Source organism: Janthinobacterium sp. GW456P, from assembly GCF_002127655.1.
Taxonomy (GTDB): Bacteria; Pseudomonadota; Gammaproteobacteria; order Burkholderiales; family Burkholderiaceae_D; genus Janthinobacterium.
Map to the genome: position 1 here is coordinate 302,213 of NZ_NEHB01000003.1, position 5,489 is coordinate 307,701.

At 67.2% G+C, this 5,489-nt stretch carries 7 protein-coding genes; all 7 read left to right on the forward strand.

The window, feature by feature from the left end:
• A partial coding sequence (locus CBW66_RS05495; RefSeq protein WP_139843044.1) for a DUF1109 domain-containing protein occupies positions 1-343 on the forward strand: 343 nt, incomplete at its 5' end.
• A gap of 119 nt (positions 344-462) precedes the next feature.
• Entirely contained in the window at positions 463-1,962 is a 1,500-nt protein-coding gene (locus tag CBW66_RS05500; RefSeq protein ID WP_086136961.1) for a DUF4331 domain-containing protein, read from the forward strand.
• A gap of 13 nt (positions 1,963-1,975) precedes the next feature.
• Positions 1,976-2,224 carry a hypothetical protein gene (locus tag CBW66_RS05505; protein ID WP_086136962.1) on the forward strand — a complete coding sequence of 83 codons (249 nt, stop codon included), beginning with the start codon at positions 1,976-1,978 and terminating at the stop codon, positions 2,222-2,224.
• A gap of 21 nt (positions 2,225-2,245) precedes the next feature.
• Positions 2,246-3,508: a lipopolysaccharide assembly protein LapB gene (locus CBW66_RS05510; protein WP_230492126.1), complete on the forward strand. Its 1,263-nt coding sequence runs from the start codon at positions 2,246-2,248 to the stop codon at positions 3,506-3,508.
• The gene (locus CBW66_RS05515; protein WP_086136963.1) at positions 3,505-4,623 is read left to right on the forward strand and encodes a HupE/UreJ family protein; all 1,119 of its coding nucleotides are present in this window, start codon (positions 3,505-3,507) and stop codon (positions 4,621-4,623) included. Before CBW66_RS05510 ends, CBW66_RS05515 begins: the two co-directional genes overlap by 4 nt.
• Before the next feature lie 129 nt (positions 4,624-4,752).
• Positions 4,753-5,274 (forward strand): sigma-70 family RNA polymerase sigma factor, encoded by a 522-nt coding sequence (locus tag CBW66_RS05520; protein ID WP_086136964.1) that lies wholly within the window; start codon positions 4,753-4,755, stop codon positions 5,272-5,274.
• Positions 5,271-5,489, forward strand: a 219-nt coding sequence (locus tag CBW66_RS05525; protein WP_139843042.1) for a DUF4880 domain-containing protein, incomplete at its 3' end; no start/stop codon positions are given. The genes CBW66_RS05520 and CBW66_RS05525, both read left to right, overlap by 4 nt.

The window sequence follows — 5,489 nt, forward strand, 5'->3', positions numbered from 1 at the left end:
GCTGATGTGGGCGCTGGGCGCCATCATCCTGCAGGAAGCCCCGCCCGAGCAACGCGCCGAGCTGTTCTGGGGCGCCACCTGGCGCAGCTGCCCCTTGCTGATCGCGCTGCTGTCCCTGCCCATCCTGGCCGCCGTGCTGCGCCTGATGCGCCAGCTGGCGCCCACGCGCCTGCGCCTGGCCGGCGCGGCTGCCGGGTTCGCCGCCGGCGGCCTGGCGGCCCTCGTGTATTGCCTGCACTGCCCGGAACTGGCCGCCAGCTTCGTCGGTTTCTGGTACGTGCTGGGCATGCTGCTGCCGACCGCCATCGGCGCGGTCATCGGCCCCAAAGTGCTGGCCTGGTAAGGCAATGACATCCTTTTCGAAGCAGTGAATCCGTTTTCTTCCCCCGTGCGTATAAGCCAGGCAGCCTGCAGTTTCCTGGACTTGCCTGTCAACGCAAACACAAAATCGGGAGAATCGAAATGTCATTGTCACACTCGAAAACCGCACTGGGCGCCGCACTCCTGGGCAACCTTCTGGCCTTGGCCATCGCGCCAGCCGCCCATGCTTCCAGCCACCGCGAAGCGCCGTTCATCACGCAAAACCCGAAAGTCGACGCCACCGACTTCTATATGTTCCGCAGCTATGAAGCGGGCCGCGGCGCCTACACCACCCTGGTGGCCGACTATATTCCCCTGCAGGATGCCTACGGCGGCCCCAACTATTTCGCCATGGACCCGAACGCCCTGTACGAAATCCACATCGACAACAACGGCGACGGCAAGGAAGACCTCACCTTCCAGTTCCGTTTCAGCAACACCATCAAGGATGGCCAGTTCACCGTGGGCGGCAAGAAAGTCTCGATTCCGCTCGTCATCAACGGCGGCGCCATCGACACAGTCAACCCGGCCGGCCTGAACGTGCGCGAAACCTACAGCGTGACGGTGGTGCGGGGCGACCGCCGCACGGGCACGCGCAGCAGCGTGACCAATGCCACGGGCGGCGGCACGACCTTCGACAAGCCCGTCGACTACATCGGCACCAAGTCCATCCCCAACTATGCCGCCTATGCCGCGCAGCACGTCTACACGGTGAATATCCCCGGCTGCGCCACGCCGGCGCGCATGTTCGTCGGCCAGCGCAAGGACCCGTTCGTGGTCAACCTGGGCGAAACGTTCGACTTGATCAACATCAAGGCGCCCGCCACGGAATTCGCGGCCAACGCGGAATCGGCTGCCAAGGATGACCTGGCCCGCAAAAACGTCACGGCCATCGAGATGGAAGTGCCGACCGCCTGCCTGACGGCCGGCCTGGAGCCCGTCATCGGCGGCTGGACCACGGCCAGCCTGCGCCAGGGACGCCTGCTGAACCCGGCGCCGGGCACCACCGCCACGGCGTCGAAGGAAGGCGGCGCGTGGGTGCAAGTGTCGCGCCTGGGCATGCCGCTGGTGAATGAACTGGTCATCGGCCTGAAGAACAAGGACCGCTTCAACGCCAGCAAACCGTCCGGCGACGCGCAATTCGCCGACTACGTCACCAATCCGACGGCGCCGGCCCTCGTGGAAGTGCTGTTCGGCTCGGCAGGCGCCAAGGCGCCCACCAACTTCCCCCGCAACGACCTGGTGGCCACCTTCTTGACGGGCATCAAGGGCGTCAACCAGCCCGTCACCGTGACGGCATCGGAAATGCTGCGCCTGAACACCTCCATCGCCGCCACCAATGTCGGCGCGCAAAACCGCCTCGGCGTCATCGGCGGCGATAACGCCGGTTTCCCGAACGGCCGCCGCCCCGGCGACGACGTGGTCGACGTGGTGCTGCGCGTAGCCATGGGCAAGCTGTGCACCTTGAACATCGGCTGCGCCCCGGCCGACGCCCCGGCCGGCGGCCTGCACTTCACGGACGGCGCTTTCCTGGATGAAACCTCCTTCACGGCAGGCTTCCCTTACCTGAAAACGCCCGTGGCCGGTTCGCCGCAGCTGTAACAAGGAGAATGCAATGAAAAAGCTCTATGTAAGCGGCGCCCTGGCGCTCACGGCCCTGCTGGCCGGCTGCGGTGGCGGCGGCAGCAGCCACGGCGGCGATAACGGCAACGGCGGCGTCAATCCGCCGCCCGTGGTCTTGCTCGATGCGTTTTATGTGGCCGTCAGCAACGTCATTCTGACCACCAGCGATGACAAGGATGGCGTGGCCATCGACACCATCATGGCGACATCGCCGGAAGACACGGAACCGGTGCCGTTGTAAGCCTCACGCAGGCGCCGGGGCATGAATGCCCGGCGCCTGCGCCCTTCGACCGTCGACACGGAAGCGTCCGCGATGAAAACACCGATTTCCCTGCTGTGCGCCTGCCTGCCCGTGCTGGCATGGGCCGCGCCCTACACGCCGAACGATGGCAGCGCCGTCATCGAACAGCTGCCGCGCCGCGCCGATGCCACGCAGAGTGAACTGCGCGCCCTGCGCCAGCGGCTCGACGCCACGCCGCAAGACCTGGCCCTGGCGGCAAGCCTGGCGCAGCGCTACATCGCCCTGGCGCGCAGCGACACGGACCCGCGCTATCTCGGCTATGCGCAGGCGGCACTGGCGCCCTGGTGGCGGCAGGCGGCGCCGCCCCTGCCCGTGCGCCTGCTGCGCGCCACCATATTGCAAAGCACCCACCACTTCGGCGCCGCCCTGCAAGACCTCGATGCCGTCATCGCGCAGCAGCCGCAGAACGCCCAGGCCTGGCTGACGCGCGCCACCGTCCTCACGGTACAGGGCGATTACGCGCACGCGACAGCCAGCTGCGCCCGCCTGTCAGCCCTGACGACGCAGCTCGTCACCGTCACCTGCATCGCGAACGTGGCCAGCGTCACGGGCCGCGCCGCCGCCAGCGAGCGCCTGCTGGAGCTGACCTTGCAAAGGAGCGCCGGCGCGGCGCCCGAGCTCGAAAGCTGGGCTGCCACCCTGCTGGCGGAAATGGCCACGCGGCGCGGCGAAACCACGCTGGCCGACACCCGCTACAAGAGCGCGCTGGCGCGGCAGCCGCGCGACAGCTATCTGTTGGGCGCCTATGCCGATTTCCTGCTCGACCGGCAGCGCCCGCAGGAAGTCGTCCAGTTGCTGCAAGACCGGCAGCGCATCGACGCCCTGCTGCTGCGTTACGCGCTGGCCCTGCAAGCGCTGCCCGGCAAGCAAGCGGCTTTCCTGGCGGCCAAGGCCGAACTGGCGGCCCGCTTCAACGCCGCCATGCAACGGGGCGATACCGTGCACCAGCGCGAGCAAGCCCGATTTGCCCTGTTCCTGCAGCAGGACGTGCCGGCCGCGCTGCAGCTGGCGCAGAAAAACTGGGCCATCCAGAAGGAAGTGCCCGACATGCGCATCCTGCTCGAAGCGGCGCTGGCCGCGCGCAACTACGGTGCCGCGCGACCGGTGCTGGCCTGGATCGCCGCCAACGGCGTGGAAGACGAGGCCCTGCAGCGCCTCGTCAGGCAGCTGGGGCCGCAGGAGGGACAAAAAATCAGTTTTACCAGGAAAGCGGGGGTACTGTGAAACGCGGCCTCTTCATCCTGCTGCTTTGCATATGGCTAAGTCCCGCGCAAGCCCACAAGCCCAGCGACAGCTATCTGAGCCTGGCCGTGCACGGCCAGCGGATCGAGGGGCAATGGGATATCGCCCTGCGCGACCTCGATTTCGCCATCGGCCTCGATGGCAATGGCGACGGCGCGCTGACCTGGGATGAAATCCGCGCGCGCCATGCGGCCATTGCCGCCTACGCGCTGCAGCGCCTGCAAGTGGCCAGCGACCAGGGCGCCTGCCCCTTGCAAGCCGTCGAACAGTTGATCGACCGCCACACGGACGGCGCCTACAACGTGCTGCGCTTCCAGGCCACGTGCCCCGGCGCCGCACCGGCCAGTGTGAGCATCGGCTACACCCTGTTCGCCGACCTCGACCCGCAGCACAAGGGCTTGCTCAAGATCGATAGCGGCGGCGCCACGCAGACGGCCATCTTCGATCCGGACAGCCCGCGCCAGACCATCTCGCTGACGGCGCCCGACCGCCTGGCGCAGTTCGGCGCCTACGTCAGACACGGCATCTGGCATATCTGGATCGGCTACGACCATATCCTGTTCTTGCTGTCGCTGCTGCTGCCGGCCGTGCTGCTGCCGGGCTTGCGCGAACGGCAGCAGGGTCTGAAGGCGGCCTTCTACGACGTGCTGAAAGTCGTCACGGCGTTCACCCTGGCCCATTCCATCACCCTGAGCCTGGCCAGCCTGTCGCTCGTCTCGCTGCCCTCGCGCTGGGTGGAGTCGGCGATCGCCGCTTCCGTCATTCTGGCCGCGCTGAACAACCTGCTGCCCCTGTTCCGCAGCAAGCGCCCCGTGGCCGCCTTCGCTTTTGGCCTGATCCACGGTTTCGGCTTTGCAAGCGTGCTGCGCGACCTGGGCTTGCCGCAGGGTTCCTTGCTGGCCAGCCTGCTGGGCTTCAACGTGGGCGTGGAAATCGGCCAGCTGGCCATCGTCGCCGCCTTCTTGCCCGTCGCCTGGCTGCTGCGCAAGACCGGGCTGTACCGGCAAGTGCTGACCGTCGGGTCGTTGGCGATTGCCCTGGTGGCGTGCGTGTGGCTGGTGGAGCGGGTGGCCGATATCAAGCTGATCTCGGCCTGATGCGGGCTTGATAGCGTTGCTGGCCCGCCACTGCCGGGCCACAAGTCCAGACAATCGGGCTACAATACGAACAATTCTCAATCGCATCAAGGCCACACTGTCCCGCGGACCATGGCATGGAAAGGTCGCATGCTACGCCCCGAATTGGAAGTAAAACTGGAACTGCACCATCAAATCGACATCCTGTACAGCGACCATCACGGCTGGCTGCAGGGCTGGCTGCGCCGCAAGCTGGGCAACGCCTTCGATGCGGCCGACCTGGCGCACGACACCTATCTGCGCATCCTCGCGCGTGGCCGCGCGCCCCAGCCGGAAGAATCGCGCCGGCATCTGGCGCAGATCGCCAATGGCCTGGTGGTGGACCTGTTCCGCCGCCGGCATATCGAGGCGGCGTATGCGGACGCCATCGCCGCGCAGCCGGAAGCGATTGTCCCCACGCCGGAAATGCGCGCGCTGATCGTCGAGACGCTGCTGGAAATCGACGCCATCCTGGCCAGCCTCCCCGCGAAAGTGCGCGACGCCTTCCTGCTGTGCAAGCTCGAAGGCATGGCCTATGCCGACATCGCCGCTCGCCTGGGCGTCTCCGTCTCGTCGGTGGAAAAATACATAGCGCGCGCCCTGCTGGCCTGCTGCGCGGCGCAATTCGCATGAGTTCCCAACCGGACGGCGCCCCCATCGCCCACGCCGTGCTTGCGCGCGCCGCCGAGTGGATGGCGCGACTGTGGGCGCAAGACGCCAGCGCGGCCGACGCCGATGCCTGCGCCGCCTGGCGCGCCGCCCACCCCGAGCACGAGCGGGCCTGGGCCCGGCTGCAGCGCTTTGCCCGGCAATTCGACGCCTTGCCGCGCGAAGTGGCGCGCGGCGCG

Coding starts and splice junctions, on each gene's coding strand:
- CBW66_RS05510 (WP_230492126.1), top strand. CDS start 2,246: ATGAATGCCCGGCGCCTGCGCCCTTCGACCGTCGACACGGAAGCGTCC.
- CBW66_RS05500 (WP_086136961.1), top strand. CDS start 463: ATGTCATTGTCACACTCGAAAACCGCACTGGGCGCCGCACTCCTGGGC.
- CBW66_RS05520 (WP_086136964.1), top strand. CDS start 4,753: ATGCTACGCCCCGAATTGGAAGTAAAACTGGAACTGCACCATCAAATC.
- CBW66_RS05505 (WP_086136962.1), top strand. CDS start 1,976: ATGAAAAAGCTCTATGTAAGCGGCGCCCTGGCGCTCACGGCCCTGCTG.